This window comes from Paenibacillus sp. YSY-4.3 (genome assembly GCF_054767475.1).
Genome location: NZ_BAABMC010000005.1, coordinates 1 through 19,439, shown reverse-complemented (window position 1 = coordinate 19,439; position 19,439 = coordinate 1). Strand labels below are relative to the sequence as shown.

The 19,439-nt window shown below is 49.9% G+C and carries 20 protein-coding genes, 10 tRNA genes and 1 pseudogene; 6 read left to right on the top strand and 25 right to left on the bottom strand.

The genetic code is table 11. The annotated features are described in order from the left end of the window. Positions 1-165 precede the first annotated feature (165 nt). Complete coding sequence (locus ACYUJT_RS16780) at positions 166-963, bottom strand: YwmB family TATA-box binding protein (protein ID WP_460324248.1); 798 nt, start codon at positions 961-963, stop codon at positions 166-168. A 138-nt stretch (positions 964-1,101) separates the two neighbouring features. Between ACYUJT_RS16780 and ACYUJT_RS16775 the strand changes: the two genes are divergently transcribed. The 3 genes from ACYUJT_RS16775 to ACYUJT_RS16765 are packed head-to-tail and all read left to right on the top strand — an operon-like array spanning position 1,102 to position 4,843. Next, the gene (locus ACYUJT_RS16775; protein ID WP_460324246.1) at positions 1,102-2,199 is read left to right on the top strand and encodes a GerAB/ArcD/ProY family transporter; all 1,098 of its coding nucleotides are present in this window, start codon (positions 1,102-1,104) and stop codon (positions 2,197-2,199) included. Then, positions 2,189-3,679, top strand: coding sequence for a spore germination protein (locus ACYUJT_RS16770; RefSeq protein ID WP_460324244.1), 1,491 nt, complete (start codon positions 2,189-2,191; stop codon positions 3,677-3,679). Before ACYUJT_RS16775 ends, ACYUJT_RS16770 begins: the two co-directional genes overlap by 11 nt. A gap of 3 nt (positions 3,680-3,682) precedes the next feature. Beyond that, a complete protein-coding gene (locus tag ACYUJT_RS16765) occupies positions 3,683-4,843 on the top strand; it encodes a Ger(x)C family spore germination protein (RefSeq protein WP_460324242.1) in 1,161 nt (386 codons plus the stop codon). A 26-nt stretch (positions 4,844-4,869) separates the two neighbouring features. On the opposite strand, the gene ACYUJT_RS16760 is transcribed toward ACYUJT_RS16765, so the two are convergent. The 13 genes from ACYUJT_RS16760 to ACYUJT_RS16700 all read right to left on the bottom strand — a co-directional run bounded on the left by ACYUJT_RS16760 (position 4,870) and on the right by ACYUJT_RS16700 (position 15,783). Continuing rightward, on the bottom strand, positions 4,870-5,514 hold the full coding sequence (locus ACYUJT_RS16760; RefSeq protein ID WP_460324795.1) for a response regulator: 645 nt from the start codon (positions 5,512-5,514) through the stop codon (positions 4,870-4,872). Next, entirely contained in the window at positions 5,504-6,577 is a 1,074-nt protein-coding gene (locus ACYUJT_RS16755) for a histidine kinase (protein ID WP_460324240.1), read from the bottom strand. The genes ACYUJT_RS16760 and ACYUJT_RS16755 overlap by 11 nt, the downstream gene beginning before the upstream one ends. A gap of 21 nt (positions 6,578-6,598) precedes the next feature. Beyond that, complete coding sequence (liaF, locus tag ACYUJT_RS16750) at positions 6,599-7,249, bottom strand: cell wall-active antibiotics response protein LiaF (RefSeq protein ID WP_460324238.1); 651 nt, start codon at positions 7,247-7,249, stop codon at positions 6,599-6,601. 124 nt (positions 7,250-7,373) lie between these two features. Further along, positions 7,374-8,081, bottom strand: a complete 708-nt coding sequence (locus ACYUJT_RS16745; RefSeq protein WP_460324236.1) for a PspA/IM30 family protein — start codon at positions 8,079-8,081, stop codon at positions 7,374-7,376. 2 nt (positions 8,082-8,083) lie between these two features. Further along, on the bottom strand, positions 8,084-8,557 hold the full coding sequence (locus tag ACYUJT_RS16740) for a PspC domain-containing protein (protein WP_460324234.1): 474 nt from the start codon (positions 8,555-8,557) through the stop codon (positions 8,084-8,086). A gap of 5 nt (positions 8,558-8,562) precedes the next feature. Continuing rightward, entirely contained in the window at positions 8,563-9,237 is a 675-nt protein-coding gene (locus ACYUJT_RS16735; RefSeq protein WP_155612611.1) for a PspA/IM30 family protein, read from the bottom strand. Between the two features lie 54 nt (positions 9,238-9,291). Next, on the bottom strand, positions 9,292-9,591 hold the full coding sequence (locus ACYUJT_RS16730; RefSeq protein ID WP_460324232.1) for a hypothetical protein: 300 nt from the start codon (positions 9,589-9,591) through the stop codon (positions 9,292-9,294). A gap of 316 nt (positions 9,592-9,907) precedes the next feature. Continuing rightward, the gene (gene mnhG / locus ACYUJT_RS16725) at positions 9,908-10,321 is read right to left on the bottom strand and encodes a monovalent cation/H(+) antiporter subunit G (RefSeq protein ID WP_460324230.1); all 414 of its coding nucleotides are present in this window, start codon (positions 10,319-10,321) and stop codon (positions 9,908-9,910) included. After that, positions 10,305-10,598 carry a Na(+)/H(+) antiporter subunit F1 gene (locus ACYUJT_RS16720; protein ID WP_460324228.1) on the bottom strand — a complete coding sequence of 98 codons (294 nt, stop codon included), beginning with the start codon at positions 10,596-10,598 and terminating at the stop codon, positions 10,305-10,307. The genes mnhG and ACYUJT_RS16720 overlap by 17 nt, the downstream gene beginning before the upstream one ends. Then, entirely contained in the window at positions 10,595-11,071 is a 477-nt protein-coding gene (locus tag ACYUJT_RS16715; protein WP_460324226.1) for a Na+/H+ antiporter subunit E, read from the bottom strand. The genes ACYUJT_RS16720 and ACYUJT_RS16715 overlap by 4 nt, the downstream gene beginning before the upstream one ends. A gap of 5 nt (positions 11,072-11,076) precedes the next feature. After that, positions 11,077-12,558: a Na+/H+ antiporter subunit D gene (locus ACYUJT_RS16710; RefSeq protein ID WP_460324224.1), complete on the bottom strand. Its 1,482-nt coding sequence runs from the start codon at positions 12,556-12,558 to the stop codon at positions 11,077-11,079. After that, positions 12,551-12,889: a Na(+)/H(+) antiporter subunit C gene (locus ACYUJT_RS16705; protein ID WP_460324222.1), complete on the bottom strand. Its 339-nt coding sequence runs from the start codon at positions 12,887-12,889 to the stop codon at positions 12,551-12,553. The genes ACYUJT_RS16710 and ACYUJT_RS16705 overlap by 8 nt, the downstream gene beginning before the upstream one ends. Before the next feature lie 2 nt (positions 12,890-12,891). Next, complete coding sequence (locus ACYUJT_RS16700) at positions 12,892-15,783, bottom strand: Na+/H+ antiporter subunit A (RefSeq protein WP_460324220.1); 2,892 nt, start codon at positions 15,781-15,783, stop codon at positions 12,892-12,894. A 270-nt stretch (positions 15,784-16,053) separates the two neighbouring features. Between ACYUJT_RS16700 and ACYUJT_RS16695 the strand changes: the two genes are divergently transcribed. From ACYUJT_RS16695 to ACYUJT_RS16685, 3 genes are all read left to right on the top strand, one after another. Further along, entirely contained in the window at positions 16,054-16,269 is a 216-nt protein-coding gene (locus tag ACYUJT_RS16695) for a hypothetical protein (RefSeq protein WP_460324218.1), read from the top strand. A 95-nt stretch (positions 16,270-16,364) separates the two neighbouring features. Then, positions 16,365-16,715 (top strand): hypothetical protein, encoded by a 351-nt coding sequence (locus ACYUJT_RS16690; protein ID WP_460324216.1) that lies wholly within the window; start codon positions 16,365-16,367, stop codon positions 16,713-16,715. Between the two features lie 119 nt (positions 16,716-16,834). Continuing rightward, positions 16,835-17,329 (top strand): cation:proton antiporter regulatory subunit, encoded by a 495-nt coding sequence (locus ACYUJT_RS16685; protein WP_460324214.1) that lies wholly within the window; start codon positions 16,835-16,837, stop codon positions 17,327-17,329. Positions 17,330-17,473: 144 nt separating this feature from the next. Here ACYUJT_RS16685 and ACYUJT_RS16680 read toward each other — a convergent pair. The 11 genes and pseudogenes from ACYUJT_RS16680 to ACYUJT_RS16630 form a co-directional block, all read right to left on the bottom strand. After that, positions 17,474-18,302, bottom strand: a pseudogene (locus tag ACYUJT_RS16680) (aldo/keto reductase). Positions 18,303-18,469: 167 nt separating this feature from the next. Continuing rightward, positions 18,470-18,551 (bottom strand) — tRNA-Leu (locus tag ACYUJT_RS16675). Between the two features lie 25 nt (positions 18,552-18,576). Beyond that, positions 18,577-18,662 (bottom strand) — tRNA-Leu (locus tag ACYUJT_RS16670). 10 nt (positions 18,663-18,672) lie between these two features. Beyond that, a tRNA-Cys gene (locus ACYUJT_RS16665) sits at positions 18,673-18,746 on the bottom strand. Positions 18,747-18,757: 11 nt separating this feature from the next. Next, positions 18,758-18,832 (bottom strand) — tRNA-Gly (locus tag ACYUJT_RS16660). Positions 18,833-18,838: 6 nt separating this feature from the next. After that, positions 18,839-18,914 (bottom strand) — tRNA-Gln (locus ACYUJT_RS16655). 23 nt (positions 18,915-18,937) lie between these two features. After that, a tRNA-His gene (locus tag ACYUJT_RS16650) sits at positions 18,938-19,013 on the bottom strand. 29 nt (positions 19,014-19,042) lie between these two features. After that, a tRNA-Trp gene (locus tag ACYUJT_RS16645) sits at positions 19,043-19,116 on the bottom strand. A gap of 12 nt (positions 19,117-19,128) precedes the next feature. After that, positions 19,129-19,214 (bottom strand) — tRNA-Tyr (locus ACYUJT_RS16640). A gap of 3 nt (positions 19,215-19,217) precedes the next feature. Beyond that, positions 19,218-19,293, bottom strand: a tRNA-Thr gene (locus ACYUJT_RS16635). Between the two features lie 23 nt (positions 19,294-19,316). Further along, positions 19,317-19,392, bottom strand: a tRNA-Phe gene (locus ACYUJT_RS16630). Positions 19,393-19,439 lie beyond the last annotated feature (47 nt).

Below are 19,439 nucleotides of genomic sequence, written 5' to 3'. Positions count from 1 at the left end.
TGTAATATAGTGTATATTTATTCATTCTCCCATCAATGCCTTAACCTTATACAGCATCAAAGCATGTGATGATATTTTAGCATATTCACTACAAGGATGCTATCAAATTCATATCAAATTTAGTTATGTCCTTCGAAAATTCATCTAATATTTATCTAAGATCAGTTAATATTCGACGGTCAGCAGCGGCGAACCGAAAGATACGTCATAACGATCCGACTCCGTGTTCCAATGCAGTGCGAGCTGCAGGCTGATCTCCTGCCCGGCACTTTGCGCCTTAATCGGCAAATCCTCCGCTGCATAAGATCTGCTAACCGTCCGCTCGTCTGCAAAGCTCTCCGCTGCCCGCAGCTTCAACTGCTCCTTCACGCGCGCCTCAAGCGCCGCAAATGCAGCCTGTGAATCCGGCAATCCCTGCATACTAACGATCTCTGCGGCTTCCCCCTGCAGGGCGGCATTCCATTTAGCGCGTACTCCCTCTCTGAGAAGCGCCTCGCCCCAGGTCTCTCCGGCCTCCGGCAACCGCTGCAAGCCTTCGTCCGTGCTATTTTCCAGCCGCAGAACGACATAATAACTCCCTTCTTCCTGCAGCGTCAACGCCAGCTTGCCATGGATCACATCTTCCGCCCCTCCGTAAGCTCCTTCGGCGTAAAACACTTGGTTGCCATGCACCTTTTCCGCATAAAGATCCACCCATCCCAAACGATCAGCGAGCAGCTCCGCCGCTGCCTCCAAAGACATAGCCGTATGCCATTCCCCTTGCCACTTTACGGTGGCTTGCCTGCTTCCTTGGATTAAACCTTCGCTTGCAGCCAACAGTTTTCCAAGCTGCGCACGGGACGATGCAGCCTCCACCGAATATGCGGCATCCGCTTTAGCGGTTGTTCCAGCAGTGTTCAACGACTTGATTATGATTGCTCCGACCACAATAGCCATAATGAGAATTCCCCAACGATTTTTCACCCGCATCATCTCTCCCCAATCAAGCTATAAATCTATCAATAGATTCGCCAACTAGCGAGAAAATTATACGTCTGCATAGCCTTCCTCTCCCTGGAAAATACTAAGCGCATCTGAACCACAGACTGGAGACTGATGCGGATGAATCCCCCTAAACCTACAGCCCTGCAAGCTATCATGACCATCATGCTCACGGTCGGCATCACCAACCATGTATTTATTATTCCCGCCATGCTCCAGACCGCTAAGAGGGATGCTTGGTTTTCCGTCATTTTATCGATAGTGCCATTTGCCCTGCTGATACTGCTTATCGCTTATATTTCTACCCGTACCAAAGGAAAGTCCCTGCCAGATTGGCTCGAAAGCAACTACGGGAAAATGCTGTCCCTTCTGTTCAAATTCATTTCTTCTGCCTATTTTCTCGGTACGGCCTGGTTCGCTCTGTTCGACACCATCATGTGGACCAAAGTAACGTTCCTTCCCTACACGCCGATGATCATTACGGCGGCCGTGTTGATGCTGATTTGCCTGCTTGCCGCTCGGCTAGGGGTGAACTCCATGGCCTATGCCTCCGGCATTCTGCTGCCGCTCGTCGTACTTCTGGGATTCTATGTTGCGACGGTAAACATTCAGTTCAAAGATTACCACCAGCTGTTCCCGCTTCTGGAGCATGGCTGGGCTCCCCCGCTCAAGGGAATCATTTACGCCTGCACAGGATTGTTCGAAATTTTCTTCCTTCTTTTTCTGCAGCCTTATTTAAAAGCGCCTCTGACGAAAAAACATTTCGTGATCGTTGGCTTCATCCTGCTCGGGTTAACGCTCGGACCACTCACCGGCTCTATCGCGGAATTCAATCCGCACGAAGCGTCCCTGCAGCGCTATCCCGCCTATGAACAATGGAGGATCGCAGGGTTTGGAAAATACGTCTCCCAGACCGATTTTTTCTCGATCTACCAGTGGCTCGCCGGGGTGACTGTCCGCATTGCCGTTGCATTATTCATCGCGACGGACATATGGTGCATCAGCAAGAAGCATCAGCGCAACGCACTGATGCTTCTGTACACCGTTGCTCTGACTTTGCTGTGCCTTACCACCTTTACGGATATCCAATTTCAGAACCTGATGATCCGATTCGTGTTTCCGTTCAACACAAGCTTCATTTTGATCGTGACCTTGCTGCTCGCCCTTGCCGTCTTTATCGCATCCCATAAGAAAGGAGAACCGGCACATGACACTTGATCCATCGGCATCGCGGGCACTGGAGGAGCCCGAGCATATCGACATACCTTTTTTGCGGCAATATTTCTCGAAATCGGCCGATGTTATTATTCATGATTTGGAAGGAGGGGACAAAGAGACAAAACAGCCTGTCACCATCACATATTGCGAAGCGGTAGCGGATACGAAGCAGCTGAATCAAATCGTCTTGCCCGGCCTGACGGCACTGTTCGAAGAGTTTCCCGAGCCGACCGCCCTAAATATCGAGCGCAACCGCCATCTTCCTCTGAGCATGCTGCCCAAAGAAACATTGCTGCGGGATCTGACCTTGAAGGTGTATAGCGGGAGCTTAATCATCTATTTTCAGAATCAGGATGCCTTCTTCAGTCTCGACATCGCCGACCCGCCAGCCCGTACCCCCGAGGAGCCTACGACGGAATCCTCCATCAAAGGGCCGCATGACGGGTTTACCGAGGAACTGACTACGAATACGGGACTGCTGCGTAAGCGTCTGCGAACGCAATCCCTTTGCGTGGAGCATTTTACTGGCGGGAGGCGCGGCGAGAATAAGATCGGCCTTTTTTATATTGAAGACATCATTCATGAAGAAATATTACAGGAAATTCGTAAATATTTAAGCAAAATCGACACCGACGCTATTGTAGGCACATCTTACATTGAGAGCATCGTAACGAACAAAAAAAATGCCTTTTTTCCACTATCGGATTATACCGGGCGTCCCGACTTTGTCGTTGATGCGCTGCTGAAGGGGAAATTCGCCGTCATCGTGGATGGTATTCCAATGGCCATCCTTGCTCCCGTGACGATCATCACTCTTTTCTCCTCGCCCGAAGACGAGAATACTTCCTTCTACATCGTAGCGATGCAGAAAATCCTTCGCGTTTTGGGCCTGCTGATTTCCATGCTGCTTCCGGGTTTTTATGTCGCACTTACAAGCTTTAATGTAGAACAAATTCCGCTTCCCCTGCTGGCAACGATCAGCAATTCACGGCATGGCCTTCCCTTCCCCATTCAAATGGAGGCCTTCATCATGCTGTTTTTATTTGAAATCTTCAATGAAGCTGGACGCCGTTTGCCCAAGGCCGTGGGGCAGACGGTGACCGTTGTGGGCGGACTCATCATCGGCGATTCCGCGATTCGGGCGGGCATCACCTCGCCGACGATCATCGTAGCGGTCGCCATCGCAACAGTAGCGACATACACCCTTGTGAACCAATCACTTACGGGAACGGTATCTCAATTTCGCTTATATATACTGCTGGTTTCCTCCGTCTTGGGCATGTTCGGATTCTTGGTCAGCGTCATCGGCCTCGTCTTTTATTTGGCCTATCTCGAATCGTACGGTGTTCCTTATTTGTCACCGCTGTCTCCTTTCCACAGGAAGGACATCGTTCAAGCCGTAATCAATAAGCCATCCGGCAGCAGCAATCAGCGCGCAGAAACATTCCACCCTAGGGATAATACTTCGAAAGGAGAATAGCCGGTGACACGAAAGTTTGCCTTCATCGTCTCCTGCATGACTGTCCTATTATCCGGCTGCTGGGACGCCAAAGAACCCCAGAGCGTCAATTTCATTACGGCACTAGGCATCGATTATGTTAAAGGAGAATACATGATTTATGCGCAGGTTCTCGCCTTCGATGATATTTCCAAACAGGAAAGCTCCGTCAGCACGGAAGAGTCCAAGGTGTGGGTTGCTACGGGCAAAGGCGAGACGATCTCGAAAGCCCTTATGAGCATTTACCCTGCTTCGCAGCAGCAAACGCTATGGACTCACGTCAAAGCCATCGTCCTATCCAAATCGCTGCTTGATAGCAAACTGGCCGAGTGCTTAAACTCGCTCCTGCGTTCCAGCGAGCTGCGCTACACCCCTTGGGTCTACGGAACAGATCAGGACATTCCCGCTATTTTATCGGGAATATCGCTATTGAATCAGTCCGCCCTTAGCTCCGAATTGATGGATCCGCGGGAGGTGTATAAGCAGCTCTCTACCATAGAGCCTTTGCGCCTCATCAAACTGATGAACGGAATCAGGGAACCGGCTTCTACCGTGTGTCTCCCCTCCATCAAGCTGACGGATCAGGTATGGTCATCGAAGGAGAAGCCCATTTCGCTAGTCAGGCTGGATGGGGCTTACATCATTTCCAAAGGCGAAAACAAGGGACATCTGGACGACGGCCTGCTGAACGGGGCCAGATGGATAGCTTTTAAAAATATGTACAGATATCCTTTGCTGCTGAAAATAAAAGACGGCGGCCAGGCTCAAATCAATATTCTAAATTCAAAGCCGCTCGTGAAGGTGCGTTTTGAGGGAGAGAAAGCTAAGTTTACCGTAAAAATCAAAGTAAAAGCGACGGTTTCCGAGGTGACGGGACATCCGGAGCCCAATTCCCTCCAAATCAAGGAAGCGGCGGTCGATCAAATAAAAAAGCAAATCCGCAATGATTTCCTCGCTGCCAAGGCAAAAAACATCGATATTTACGGAATCGAAGACATTCTGTATCGAAGGTTTAACAAACAATGGAAAAAGATGACCACCAGCCCAGAAGGCCAGGGTCATCTTCTCTCCTCGTTACAGCTTGAAGATACGGACGTAGAGGTAACGCTCATGCATTCCAGCACATATAAACTGCGGTATCATTAGCCTGGTGAGCTGGTGATAGTTAACGCCTATTCCGCCAGCCCGTTCTTATAAGCATAGATAGCGGCTTGAGTGCGATCTTCCACACCCAGTTTGGCCAAAATATTCGTGACGTGGAACTTTACAGTTTTAATGCCGATAATTAGATCGTCAGCGATATCCTGATTGGATTTCCCTTGGGCGAGCAAACGCAGCACGTCCATCTCCCGTTCCGTAAGCTCCTCATGAGCCGGCGTCTCGGCCTTGGGCTGCCGGAACCGGTTCATCATTTTGGAAGCGACCTGCGACTCGAGAACAGATTGGCCTCGCGCCGCAGCACGAATGGCGTCGGCAACCTCGGAAGCGCGCGACGTCTTTAGAAGGTAGCTGAACGCACCCGCCTCGATGACGGGATACATCTTCTCGTCATCGAGGTAACTCGTCAAGACGATGACCTTGCAATCGGGGTAGAGCTTAAGCAGCTGCCGCGTCGTCTCGATCCCATCCATCCCTTCCATGACAAGATCCATCAGTACTACATCCGGCTTGTATTCCTGGGCGAGCCTGATGCCTTCCTCTCCACTGCTGGCCTCGCCGACCACCTCGATGCCTTCTTCGGTGCCGAGCACGGCAGCCAGGCCGATCCTGACCATTTCGTGATCGTCCACCAGCAGTACTTTGATATCATTGTCCATCTCCATAATACTCCTCCCCTCCGCTCTCTTCGGTCATTAACGGTACCGTAATTTCGATCCGCGTCCCTTTGCCCGGGGCGGTAATAAATTGAATCGAGCCGCCAACCTCACGCACGCGCTCCTGCATCGTGGATAAACCATAGGATGCCTGCTTCTTCTCGTCAAGCTCAAAGCCTACTCCGTTGTCGCGAAGAATGACCTTGACCGTCTCCGCCTTCCTGTGGATGCGTATCTCCATCTTATCCGCCTTGGCGTGCCGCAGCGTATTCGACATGGCCTCCTGGATAATGCGGAACAAATGATTCTCAATGCCCTTGCTGATCTTCAGATCCTCATCGATTTCCAGCGTCAAATCCATAGGAACCTTCGTCTTCAACTCGCGCACCAGCTCCAGCAGCCCTTGAGACAGCTCCTTGCCCTCTAGGTAGACCGGGCGGAGATGCAGCAGCAGAGCTCTCATCTCCGACTGGGCCACCGAGGCCATTTCCTCGATCAGCTCCACCTGGCGCTGGGCCTTGTCGAAATCCTTCTCCAAGGTACGGCCAACCGCCGTCGCCGTCATCGATATCGCGAACAGCTGCTGGGAGACCGCATCATGGAGCTCGCGTGCCAGCCGCTGCCGCTCCTCGACGATCGCAGATACCCTCGCCTGCTCGGCCAGCTGGGCATTATGCGTGGACAAACGCTGCAAGGAGGTTACCTGTTCCTCCCAGCGCTTCCCGATCCTCTCCAACTGCTCCCCAAGCCGGCCCAACTCATCCTCACCCAGCTTCGGTACCGTTCCTGTCTGATTCCCCTTCTCCCATTGCAGCAAGGAATCGCGAAGCAAATCGATCCTTCGTTTGGCGCGGTAACCCTGGAGGAAGCCGTAAACCGCCCCGATGACGAGGAGCAGTGTAAACAAGGTCAACCCGGCCTGAATGCCGGTTCTCCAAGACGAGGAAGGCAGGAAATACCCGTATGTATACAAAATATAAATAATTCCCGCAAGCAGCACAAAAGACAGGAGGATCCCATCCCGCATACTGCGAGATACCATGTTGGACGGCTTTTTCTTTCTCATGGCAGGTCAATCCTCCTGTAATTAAGTCAAATGTATATCGACATTCCCTACAAGGTAGGAAATTATAATTTTCACCTTTTGATCCCGTTGCTCATAATTCGGAGACTTCCAGTATACGCGATTCAGCATCCCCGTCTCCTTCGTATCGCTTAAATCAATTTGTCCGAAGAGAACGAAAGCTTCGACCTCCACGCCGTAATCCTCGGATACGATCAGATCAATGTCGCCGACGATTCCCTGAAACATGAGTACATTATTCTGGTCTTCCACCATGGCAAGCGACAGGTCGATATTCACTTCCCCGAGCACATGCCACATGCTGGTATTACGCAGCGTCCACGGATCGCGATCCCAGTGAATGCTCGATGTAACGTTTTGCTTCTGAACATGGTTTCCTGCCGGGTGCATCTTTTTCATCTTCGCATAATACAATCCGAGCGAAATCATTACAATGGCGACCACGATCATAAAATGATGCAGCAGAATCATGCCTCCGCCGACCGCCAGCAAAATATAACCAATTTTTACGTCATCACCAAGACGGATTTTATAAATGCCATAGCCTAATATCAATATCGCGACGATGGTAAAAAAGCTCAGCCACTGGCCGAAGATAATAAATGCGCCCAGCCCAATCAATCCGATGGCCAACAAGCTTCTATGCCTATCCATGCCGCACCTCCAGATCAGTTCATATGTGAGAATGTAAGTGGAAAAGCCATAACAGTATATAAATTCATACCGCATGGCTTTACCATTACATAGCATATCACAATGTCCTGTAGTCGTGTAGCTGTTATTCCTTGCCTTCAGCGCGTTTAGCAGAAGGGTTCAGCTTAGCTTTCAGAGCTTCCAGTTGCTCATCCACCTTAACCTGCTTCTCAGCGTCAGCCGGGTTGATGTACGAGGAGCCGGAGCTGCTGACTCCACGATAACCGATTCCGGCTACTTCAGCTTCTGCCTCAAGCTGCATGATTTTCTCTTCCATCCGGTGGAAGCCGAGGGAGGCGCTGCCGCTCTCAATCGTATTGAGCGTATTGATTTGCGACATTTGCTTTCTGGCTTTAGCCATTTGCGCGCGGCTGACCAGCTCGTTGCGTTTGTTGCGCAGCTTGTAATACTCATCCTTCATGTCATGCAGCTGCTGCTTAAGTTCCTGGGCCTGTGCTTCCGCTTGGACATGCAGGTCACTGAACTCCAGTTGTTTTTGATCATACAAAATTTTCTCTTCCAGCAGCTTGCGGGCTACTTCCTCCTGCCCGTTCTTGAGCGCCGCCTCAGCTTGGCTCTCTCTTTGCGCGGAAATGCGGATCGCCTCTTCCAGACGGTGCTTCATTCTGCGCTCGTTCGCCATTTGTTTCGCTACTGTTACCTCTGCGTCACGGATTTCGGTCTCCATGTCGCGCAAGTACTGGTTGAGCATCACTACCGGATCCTCTACTTTATCAAGCATGTCATTTACAGACGCTTTTGTAATGTCTTTAATTCTTTTGAATACTCCCATGGTTATTTATCTCCCTTCTCATTCTCGTATTTTGATATTTTTCTCCGGAGTTCCTCCAGCTCTTTCTCCATCGCTTTCTTCTCAATATCTTCCATCATCGAATCCAAATTCGATGCGCTGCCGTTGAATGCCGATTGCTGCTGCTGGTAATGCGGGTCGTTATAGCTTGGGCCGCCGTAACGCGGGTCTGCGTACTGAGGATCGCGGTATTGATTCCCAGGGTTGCCGCAGCCGTGGTTATGACGCCCGCCGCCTTGCCAGCTCCCATTATAGTATGGATCGCGGGGAATATACGGCTCTTTCGAAATGACCAGCGTTGCAATCAGATAAATCACGATGGTAGTTCCGCCTGTAATGAATACACTGATAATCGCCAGCAGCCGAAGCGCGGTGACACTGATGTTGAAATACTCGCCAAGCCCGCCGATCAGGCCGCTGAACCAACGATCACGTCTGGAACGATATAGAGTTCCCATCGGTCTTACTCCTCTCCCTTGTTATTCAGCTTCTGCTTCAAACGGGAGAGCTCCTGTTCTAAAGTCGATTGCAGAACCGACCCGGCCTGATTCATGAATTCCTGCCCTGATCTTCTCAGATCCCGCAAGCTGCGGGCTTCCCATTCCATATCAGATACCCGGTCTTCCAAGCGGTGGAACATTTTCGGTACGTCTTGTGTACCGTACCCACTCATCCGCTGGTTCATACGCTGCTGCAGACGGAGCGTCTCCATTCTTGCATAGTAATACTGCCGTTTGCTGTATACCACTTGATATTCCGTTTTCAATTCATTCAGTTGGCTTTCCAATTCTTGCAAGGACTCGAGGCTTTGCGCGTACAGTCCGGAGTACTGCTCAATTTTCTCTTCATAGAGCATCTTCTCCTGGAGAGCCAGTTTCGCCAAATGCTCCTCCTCCGCTTTGAGAGCGAGCAGCGCCTGCTCTTCCCTGCGGTCACGCATTACCTTGGCCTGGTCCACCTGCTGCTTCAGTTGCTTCGTATGCCCGGCATATTGCTGATGCAGCTTCTCTGCCTCAGCGATCTCCTGGCGGGTCTCGATCAGAAATTGATCGATTAACCGCACCGGATCTTGAGATTGCTCCAACCGTTCATTTAAATTAGCTACCGTAATATCCCGTACTCGACGAAATACACTCATGACATCCCATCCCTCCTAACCAATTCGGTTCATCATTTTATTCGATATATGTGATCAAAATCCCCGCCGTCTTCCATTCAGTGAATAAATGCCGAAGACGATCAAGCCGATCCCGATTGCCGGTACGATGAGCCACGCTATTTTGTTCATTAAGGATATAATCCCAAAGAGGAGGACGATCCATCCAAAAAAAGCGTTGCCCCGGCGAATACCGTAGTAACCAAGACCGATCAATGCTACTGCGAACAACAATCCGAATAGACTGCCCAGCAGCGGGGTAAGCTTGCCCAGCAGGATCAATCCCCCCAGGACAATAAGTACAATTGCAAAACCGCTTGATCGATTTGTTCTCATTTATTAGTCACCGCCTTTCGTAAGTATCAACCTTATGTCCTTATTGTAGGTGGAAAAGCGTTTATTCAAAACGGACTGTGGACGGTTTTTCATCCTAGACCTAAGTCGAGGTGGGCTTAAGACCCTGGATCCCTGGTTTTCCGCCTTCTGGATAAATGTCAACAGCCTGCCTGGGGACCAGGGCAGGCTGCACATCTTTATTCCTGTTGAAGTTGCTATTACCCGATTCGTGCTTTTCCTGCATTATTAATGCTTATTACAGTTGCTATACAGTTGCCATGCAGTTGCTATTGCCATCGTACTCTTTCTCTTGCTTTTACTGCTCTTCCTCTTCCTCTTCCTCTTGCTCCCCCTCGCTTTTCGGCTGCATTTGCCGTTCCCGCTGCTCCCGTCTTATGGCCTCGCTCAAATCGTCTCGGACGCTGCCCTTCCATAAAGGCACTCCAGTCCTGTGGGCAGCTCTGCCGTTCAAATGTCCGCCCACCGGCGCGGTAATGAAGACGAAGACGATGCCGAGCAGCAGCTTCGCGCTCACATGGTCCAGATAGAACAAGAAATATAAGAAGGCCCCGCTCAGTATGCATAACACGCCGAGCGTCGTGCTTTTCGTGGCCGCATGCGACCGCAAATATACATCGGGAAGCCGGACCAGCCCAAAAGCGCTTAACGCACTGACTACAGCCCCAAACAATACCAGCAAGCCGATCAGAAGCTCACCGATCATCATCATCACCTCGCTGCTCGATGACGACGCCGCGCTCAATGTACCTTGCGAAGGCCGTCGTTCCTATAAAAGAAAGAATGCCAATCAGGAGGATGACTTCAAAATATGCCCCCGTCCTCATCAGCATGCAGAGCACGGCTACCATAGCCAGCAGATTGATGCCGATCGTATCCAGCGACGTAATCCGGTCAGCCATAGAGGGCCCCTTCAATAACCGGTACAAGCAGCCCAGTATCGCAAGCGATATAATTACTAGCGCGGCAAACAACAACCCGTTCATCATCGCGTCACCTCCATGATTGCTTTTTCGAACGTGCTTCTGATTTCACTGCAGAGCTCATCGACATCGCCAAGATCCATCGCATGGATATACAAGATTGATCCATCTCTTGATACATCAAGCGTCAGGGTACCCGGCGTCAGGGTAATCAGGTTGGCCAAGATTGCGACTTCCCAATCGCTTTTCAGTTCAGTCGTATAAGCGAAGATACCCGGGCGAATATTCAGCTTCGGAGAGAGAACCTGCCCGATGACCACGAAACTGGACTTAAACAGTTCTCTAATAAATAGTACAAGCAGCTTGAGGATGGCCCACACCTTTCTCATATAGAAGCCCTGCGGCCAGAGGCGGCCAAACAAACCGATTAAGATTAATCCTATGGCATATCCCACGACCAGCCCGGAGACCGACCAATCATTGTTCAGGAACATCCAAATCACAGCGATCAGGAAGTTTAATAAAATTTGAAGCGCCATATCATCTACTCCTTCAGCACGGCATCAATATAAATTGCAGGGTTCGCCAGAACATTCCCGGCCTGGGAGGCATACGAGTATACCCACTCGGAGCCGATACCGATAACGAGGATAAGGACGAACAATGCGGCAGCTGCGGATAGCAGCCCTCTTAACCGGACAGGCTCCTGCACGGCAGCAGACTGCTCCCCGCTGCCATAGAAAGCTCCAATAAATAGCCGCATCAGCGAATAGAGCACGATCAGGCTGGACGCAAGCGCAATTCCCGTCCACAAATAATGCCCAGATGCAAACCCGCCCTGGATGATTAACAGCTTGCCCGTAAACCCGCTTAGCGGAGGCACGCCTACGAGCGCAAACGTTACGATAAAGAACATCCATCCAAGCAGCGGATAGCGCTTCATCAGGCCGCCCATTTGCCTTAAATCGCTAGTACCCGCAGCTTTGATGAGCATTCCGCCCAACAGGAACAGCAGCGCTTTGGCGATCATGTCATGAATTAGATAGAAGACGACGCCGTCCAAAGATTGCTTCGTTGCCGTAGCGATCCCGAAGGATATAAAACCAATCCCGATCACGACATTGTAGTTGATGATCCGGTGGATGTCCGAATAAGCAACCGCGCCGATCCCGCCTAGTATCATCGTTAGCACGGCCATCCAACCGATCAGCGAATGGGTAAGCTCCGGCTGATGATAGAATATAAGGCTGAAGGTGCGGGCAATCGCATAAATGCCCACCTTGGTCAGTAATGCGCCGAACAAAGCTTTAACAGCCGTCGGCGGAGCGCTATATGAGCCGGGAAGCCAGAAGAACAGGAACAGGCCCGCTTTTAGCGCAAATACGATGAGGAACAATACTGCAATAACATTGATTACCCCGCCCTGCCCTGCTTCGGCTATGCGAAGCGACAGATGCGCCATGTTCAGCGTCCCTGCAACGCCGTATAAATAAGCAATCGCAGCCACGAAGAAAGTAGAGGACACGATATTGATCAGTATATATTTTAGCGTCTCCCTCAGCTGCCGTTTCGTTCCCCCAAGCACGATCAATGCGTAGGAAGCGATCAGCATCACCTCGAAGCAGACGAACAGGTTGAACAAATCTCCCGTCAGAAACGAACCGTTCACGCCTACGATCAGAAACTGAAAAAACGGGTGGAAATAATGCCGCTCCCGATCCCTGCCGATGCTGCCGAAGGCGTAGAACAAGCAAGCCGTGCTGAGTACCGTTGTCGTCAGGACAAGCAGCGCGGCCAGCATATCCGCAGTGAACACGATCCCGTACGGGGGAGCCCAGCCTCCCATATGCAAAGTTTGAATGCCGTTCAAACGGACCTCCCGGACGATAAGAACCGCTGCACTGACGTTCAGCAGCGCCCCTGTAGCATTGATCCACCTTTGCAGCGTTACCCGGTTATGCACAAAAATAAGAGCAACCGCAGTCAGCAGAGGAATTATAAGTGGAAATACGAGCAAATTATTCACCTTCATCCCCCCTTAGCTGCTCCATATCATCCGTCTTCAATTTTTGATATGACTTGTAGGCAAGCACGAAGAAGAAGGATGTTACTCCGAAGCTGATTACGATTGATGTTAATATGAGTGCCGCTGGTACCGGGTCCGTATAAGCAGAAGCGTGCTCGCCGAGCAGCGGAGGCGCACCCTTTTTCAGGCGAGCCATGGTCAGCAGCAGCAAATGCACTGCATGCGTTAGCAGCGACGTTCCAAGTATGATGCGAAGCAGGCTTCTGGAAAGGATCAGATATACCCCGATCATGAACAGAATGCCGACGGCGATAGACATCATTAATTCCATGATTACCGATCCCTCCCAATCTCAAGAATTATCGTCATCGTAACTCCAACGACCGTCAAATACACGCCCAGGTCAAAAATAACCGCCGTAGCCAGCTCTACCTCGCCCAAGATCGGCAAATTCGCATGCCCGAAGGCATGGCTGAGGAACGGCACTCCGAACCAAAGTGAACCAAGCCCCGTTAAAAAGGCAATGAGCAAGCCGGTAGCCATGATCTTCCGGAAATTAAGCGGAACGATGCTGCGCATAACCTCTAGTCCATAGGCGATTGCGAGCAGCACAAGCGCAGCCGAAGTCATCAGTCCGCCGATGAACCCGCCTCCCGGGTTATTGTGGCCGGCAAAAAATAAATACAGGGAGAAGGTCAGGATGATGAACATGGCCACCCTCGAGGTCATCCGCAGAATGACATCATTGCTTCTTAGCGGCATAATCTTGCCTCTCGCTTGTTGTTCCTTAAAGCTAGTGCGCGGAGCGAGCGGCTCCTGGCCCTCGTTTAAATTCAAGCGGATCATCGCATAGATGCCAAGCGAGGCAATGCCGAGCACCACGATTTCCAGCATCGTATCGAAGCCGCGGAAGTCCACCAGGATGACGTTGACGACATTTTTTCCGCCAGCCAGCGTGTAGCTTGCCTCCAGGAAAAACTTCGATATCGACTCAAAGGGGTGGTTATTCCCCTCGCTTAAAGCACTGAGCGCAATTAGAGTAACCATCACGCCTACACCCAGGGAAATCAGAAAATTCGTCAGCTTGAATCTTCGAACAGACAGCTCCTTCTTAAGCTTCGGCAAATGATAAAAGCAGAGCAGGAATAGCGTGACCGATACCGTCTCCACGATGAGCTGGGTGAGCGCAAGATCCGGTGCTCGGAAGATGACGAAGAACAAAGTAACCATATAGCCAACGGCCCCCGTCAAAATGATTGCCAGCAAGCGTGAATTGACGAATGGCACCGCGATCGCGGCTATAATAAGCGCAAGCAAAATAGCCGCCTCATAAACCGTAACCGGGGCATAACTGCTGCTATCCAGACTGAAGCCGTCAAATGCAAACATAATGGCCCCAAGCATAAGTACGAAAAATGTAAAAATATAAATCAAGTAATGCCGTACCGAACCCGTCATATATTTATTCGTCAGCCACTGCGACGATCGCTCCATGGTCCTTAATCCCGTATCGTACACGCCGTTAAGTGAAAAGCGGGCAAACCAAGGACTGTTCAATGCTTTAACCTTAGGCTGCAGCGCGAATACCAAAATGCCCACAGCAATGACGCCCAGCGTCATAAATACCTCCAGTGTCCAGCCATGCCAGAACTGAATGGATACGAGGAATTTCTCCCCTGGGGCGAGCAAGCCCGGCAGGATCGCAGCCATTGCCGGCTCGATTAACGAGTACGACAGCAGGCCTGGAAACACCCCGAACACAAGCGCGAGGGCGGCCAAGACCACTGGCGGTATGAGCATGCCGACCGGAGCCTCATGCGGCTGCTTTTTCAACTGCTCCGGCTTGAACTTTCCTGCAAATGTCCTAAACAGCAGCACCATGCTGTAAGCAAAGGTAAAGACGCTGGCAATCCAAGCAATCAACGGAAACAGACTACTCCAGGTATTCATGCTCCATATACCCATTTCGCGCGTATTCAGGACCGCTGTAAAGAACATTTCTTTACTGAGGAATCCCCCGAATGGCGGTATCCCAGCCATCGATAATGTACCGATGACAGCAACCGAGAACGTGACGGGCATAAGTTGCATTAACCCACCCAGCTTGCGGATGTCCCTCGTTCCCGTCTCATGATCCACGATTCCTACGACCATGAATAACGCTCCCTTAAATACGGCGTGATTCATCAAATGGAAAATGGCGGCCATAGTCGCCTTGGAATAGTACAAGGATTGCTGGATGTCTGGATAATAACCCGAAGCAGAGCCAAGCCCAAGCAGAGCCATGATCAATCCTAGCTGGCTAATGGTGGAAAAGGCGAGCATCGCTTTCAAGTCCGTTTGCTTGATCGCCTTGAACGAACCAAAAATCAGCGTGATTAGCCCTACGCCAGATACAAGCCAGAACCAGGCCGCTTGTCCGGAAAATACAGGTGTAAATCTTGCCACGAGGTATAACCCGGCCTTGACCATCGTTGCGGAGTGCAAATAAGCGCTCACTGGCGTCGGTGCCTCCATGGCATCCGGCAGCCAGATATGAAACGGGAACTGGGCGGACTTTGTAAATGCTCCGAGCAGCACCAGCAGCAGTGCAGGAAGCATCAGCGGATGGCCGATGATCATATCTGTGCTCTGAATGATTTCTCTCACCGAGAACGTGCCCGTCATCATATAGATCAGCACGAAGCCAGCTAGCATCGCCAGACCACCGAACACTGTGATGAGCATGGATTTGAACGCACCGTATCTTGAACGCTCCCGGTAATGCCAGAAAGCGATCAGCAAAAAAGAAGAGATGCTCGTCAGTTCCCAGAAACCGTAAAGAACAATCAGATTGTCCGATAGAACAACGCCCAGCATTGCCCCCATGAATAGGAGCAGGAATACGTAGAAACGGTGTACGGCCTCTTTTTCCTTATCCATATAAAAAATAGAATAGAGTACGACCAGCGTTCCGATCCCCGAAATGAGCAAAGTGAATAACATAGACAATCCGTCAAGCAGTACGGTAAATTCGATACCCAACGAAGGTATCCACGGGATCGTGGCTACGAACCCGTTACCCGATTGAACGAACGGAACTTGTCTCAGAAAATAAATAAAGAGAGCGGCAGGCCCCAAGAGAACAGCCCAGCCCGGATGCGGCTTTCCCGGAAGCTTTTTCAGCAGCGGTACACCTGCAGCCAGCAGTAATGGTAATATGATTGCTGCGTGCAACGTAGACAACAGTTTTCCTCCTTCATCGCGGTATAACCCGTGTCTCATCAGCTTTGCCATATTCACATCGGAACATAAATAGCGTATAGCTGAAAAAACACAAAAAGAGCCCGCATTTGGCAGGCTCCTCCGATAAATAAATATGTGGTTGAAGTTACAAATTATATGAGGCACATCCAAAAGTATATCCTTTTTTTGAGTGGTTGTAAACCCGATTCCAACTGTATATATATAGCTCATTAAGGAAATCACTTTCTATAGTGAAGGAGAGTGATTTCCATGCCGGTCCGCCAAATCCTTGTCTGTTCGTCCATATTTCTCGTGATTATGTGCGGCGCTGTGTTTCATGCCCGTCATCTGTCGCTGCTCATGTCCTTAGAGCAATCGCACTTGTATTTACAGCAATTGAATATCGGATTAAGAAACCCAACTGCATTTCAGCCCCGGGAATACATCCGGATCGCACCGTTCTCCCACTCGGAAAGATTTCCTTGAAAATGGGCGAATAATTTATCATCATTCTTTTGAGATACTGAGGATTGTATGCTATCCTTAAGGTTAGCAGCTATTTTAGAGAGGGGATAGGCATCATGATACATATTCGGCGAACGATGGTATGGTTTACTGCCTCTGTTTTTGCGCTATTCATGATTTTCTTTATTCCTCATCCTGCTCTAAATTCAGGACATGTCGTTAGTTTGGAACAGTCGGCCGTTGCAGCTGACGAGCCCCTTCGCAAGTCGGAGAACAAGGCAGCCCATTTGCCGCTGACACATGCCAAGATTAGCAACGATCAATCCCCGTTTTACCTGTTAATCATCCCCGCTGCAGCCAGTGGTTTGCTTGCTTTGGCAGGGATCTATTTCCGTCCTTTCTTCTATCAACTCATGAAGCGAATCCTTCTGTTACCCATCAAATTTACTAGCATTTATGCAGCTTGATTAACATGTAAATGATAGATAACAAAGAATTATCGCCCATGTTCGTGAAGGAAAGATCGGCGGTTGTATTAAACACAACTTATACAAATAACATCTCTTATATTGGAGGTCGGAAGCTAATGAATCTTAAAGAAACCGAATTGCCGGGCATCGGCAAGAAATTCGAAGTCGAAACTCGCAGCGGCGAGAAATTGGCCATTACTATCCATGATGACGGTCGTCGTGAAGTTTATCACTATGAAGCTGATAACCCTGACGACAGCATCTCCAAAATATCTCTAACCGATGAGGAAGCTCGGTATGTCTCCGCGATTATTGGGGGAGTCACTTACAAGCCGACTCCTTTGGAGAATATCGAAGTCGCGTTAGGCGATCTCATTATCGAATGGTACAAACTTGAACCTCATTACAAAGCGATCGGCAAGACGATCGGTGAGCTGCGCGTACGTCAGCGCTCCAGTGCCACGATTATTGCCGTCGTTGAGAGCAATCATTCCAAACACATTAACCCAGGACCGGATCTGCTTCTTACAGCGGGCGCATTGGTTGTCGTAATCGGCGAGCGCCTGCATCAGCAGCAAATTCGTCAGATTTTGCTGAATGGAAGTGCTTAGTATTTTCGTTCAAACATCATACAAAGTCTGCAACAGAAGCTTCATGCCTCTTTGACGACATAAAGAAGCGCCCTAAGTCTCGAATGAACTTAGAGCGCTTCTTTTTTATTATTACTGGCATTCTAAATACGGACAAAGCTAAAACTAGAAGTCGAAGTTATCCGGATCAGGACCGACGCGCTGATTTTGGTTCAAGCTATCAATTTGCTTCATTTCATCTGCAGTCAACTCGAAGTCGAACACATTGGCATTTTCAACAATCCGCTCCGCATTGGATGACTTTGGAATGGTTACAATTTCATGCTGGATATCCCAACGAATAATGACCTGTGCCGTCGACTTGCCGTATTTTACCCCGATCGCTTTCAACACTTCGTTATCCAGCAGCTTGCCTTGAGCAAGAGGCGACCAGGCTTCGATTTGGATTCCTTGCGCTTTGCAGTATTCTCTCAGCTCAACTTGGCTAAGCAGCGGATGCAGCTCCACCTGATTGACTACCGGTCTTACCTCCGCGTCTGCCAGCAGGTCTTCCAAATGATGAATCTGGAAGTTAGAAACGCCAATAGAGCGGACACGCCCATCTTTATGTAATTTCTCAAGCGCCTTCCATGTTTCTTTATATTTGCCTTTAACCGGCCAATGAATTAAATAGAGATCCAGATAATCCAGGCCAAGCTTGCCCATGCTTGTATCAAAAGCCTTCAGCGTACTATCATAGCCTTGATCGGAGTTCCAGACCTTCGTAGTAATAAACAATTCTTCGCGGGGATTGCTGGAAGCCTTAATGGCTTGGCCTACCCCTTCTTCATTCTGGTATAACGAAGCTGTGTCAATACTTCTATAACCGTTACGGATAGCGGCTTCTATAGAATCGGTGACCTCCTGCCCATCACTCATCTTAAAGACACCGAGGCCCAGCCCACGGCATTTGCTTTCCATTCGACAAGGTAACCGTAGATTGAATATGATTCATCTCGTATTACGCCTCCTTTAATTACGATAACTTACTCATCGTTTCCCTAATCAAAATTTACCTTACGGTGCTCAAAGTCAAATTTCAATTCTCCAAATATTAGCCATAAGAAAAAAGGTATATGAAATTGCTTCTGGAAGCAATTTCATATACCTTCTTATCAATAATACCGATGGCCGGACTCGAACCGGCAAGCCTCTCGGCACCGCATTTTGAGTGCGGCGTGTCTGCCAATTCCACCACATCGGCATACTAAAATTCATCTCTTAACAAGTGCGGAAGACCAGACTTGAACTGGTACGATAGTCACCTACCGCAGGATTTTAAGTCCTGTGCGTCTGCCGATTCCGCCACTCCCGCAGGGAAATAATGGAGGCGCCACCCAGACTCGAACTGGGGATAAAGCTTTTGCAGAGCTGTGCCTTACCACTTGGCTATGGCGCCAGATAAAAAAATGGAGCGGACGACGGGAATCGAACCCGCGACCCTCGCCTTGGCAAGGCGATGCTCTACCGCTGAGCCACGTCCGCAACATATGGCTGGGGATATAGGATTCGAACCTATGGAATGACGGAGTCAAAGTCCGTTGCCTTACCGCTTGGCTAATCCCCAATATATGATTTTTAAGATAAAAATGGGGCGATCGATGGGACTTGAACCCACGAATGCCGGAGCCACAATCCGGTGCGTTAACCCCTTCGCCACGACCGCCATAATTAAAAAGTATTCTATTGTTTTACTGGCAGGGGCAGCAGGAATTGAACCCACACTAACGGTTTTGGAGACCGCTGTTCTACCTTTAAACTATGCCCCTATGTGGTAAAACTGGTGGAGGCTGATGGATTCGAACCACCGAACTCGTACGAGAACAGATTTACAGTCTGCTGCGTTTGGCCACTTCGCTAAGCCTCCATGTGGTGCCGGCGAGAGGACTTGAACCCCCAACCTACTGATTACAAGTCAGTTGCTCTACCAATTGAGCTACACCGGCGTTTTCAATTATCAAGTAAATCATGGTGGCTCGGGACGGAATCGAACCGCCGACACGAGGATTTTCAGTCCTCTGCTCTACCGACTGAGCTACCGAGCCTCGCTTGCGAACCCTTAATGGATTCACACCTCTTAATTCGAGGTTGT

Excerpts from the sequence above, each read along its gene's own strand:
- ACYUJT_RS16775 (WP_460324246.1), top strand. The coding sequence starts at position 1,102 with ATGAATCCCCCTAAACCTACAGCCCTGCAAGCTATCATGACCATCATG.
- ACYUJT_RS16770 (WP_460324244.1), top strand. The coding sequence starts at position 2,189 with ATGACACTTGATCCATCGGCATCGCGGGCACTGGAGGAGCCCGAGCAT.
- ACYUJT_RS16760 (WP_460324795.1), bottom strand. The coding sequence starts at position 5,514 with ATGGACAATGATATCAAAGTACTGCTGGTGGACGATCACGAAATGGTC.
- ACYUJT_RS16755 (WP_460324240.1), bottom strand. The coding sequence starts at position 6,577 with ATGAGAAAGAAAAAGCCGTCCAACATGGTATCTCGCAGTATGCGGGAT.
- liaF (WP_460324238.1), bottom strand. The coding sequence starts at position 7,249 with ATGGATAGGCATAGAAGCTTGTTGGCCATCGGATTGATTGGGCTGGGC.
- ACYUJT_RS16745 (WP_460324236.1), bottom strand. The coding sequence starts at position 8,081 with ATGGGAGTATTCAAAAGAATTAAAGACATTACAAAAGCGTCTGTAAAT.
- ACYUJT_RS16740 (WP_460324234.1), bottom strand. The coding sequence starts at position 8,557 with ATGGGAACTCTATATCGTTCCAGACGTGATCGTTGGTTCAGCGGCCTG.
- ACYUJT_RS16735 (WP_155612611.1), bottom strand. The coding sequence starts at position 9,237 with ATGAGTGTATTTCGTCGAGTACGGGATATTACGGTAGCTAATTTAAAT.
- ACYUJT_RS16730 (WP_460324232.1), bottom strand. The coding sequence starts at position 9,591 with ATGAGAACAAATCGATCAAGCGGTTTTGCAATTGTACTTATTGTCCTG.
- mnhG (WP_460324230.1), bottom strand. The coding sequence starts at position 10,321 with ATGATGATGATCGGTGAGCTTCTGATCGGCTTGCTGGTATTGTTTGGG.
- ACYUJT_RS16720 (WP_460324228.1), bottom strand. The coding sequence starts at position 10,598 with ATGATGAACGGGTTGTTGTTTGCCGCGCTAGTAATTATATCGCTTGCG.
- ACYUJT_RS16715 (WP_460324226.1), bottom strand. The coding sequence starts at position 11,071 with ATGGCGCTTCAAATTTTATTAAACTTCCTGATCGCTGTGATTTGGATG.
- ACYUJT_RS16705 (WP_460324222.1), bottom strand. The coding sequence starts at position 12,889 with ATGGAATTAATGATGTCTATCGCCGTCGGCATTCTGTTCATGATCGGG.
- ACYUJT_RS16695 (WP_460324218.1), top strand. The coding sequence starts at position 16,054 with ATGCCGGTCCGCCAAATCCTTGTCTGTTCGTCCATATTTCTCGTGATT.
- ACYUJT_RS16690 (WP_460324216.1), top strand. The coding sequence starts at position 16,365 with ATGATACATATTCGGCGAACGATGGTATGGTTTACTGCCTCTGTTTTT.
- ACYUJT_RS16685 (WP_460324214.1), top strand. The coding sequence starts at position 16,835 with ATGAATCTTAAAGAAACCGAATTGCCGGGCATCGGCAAGAAATTCGAA.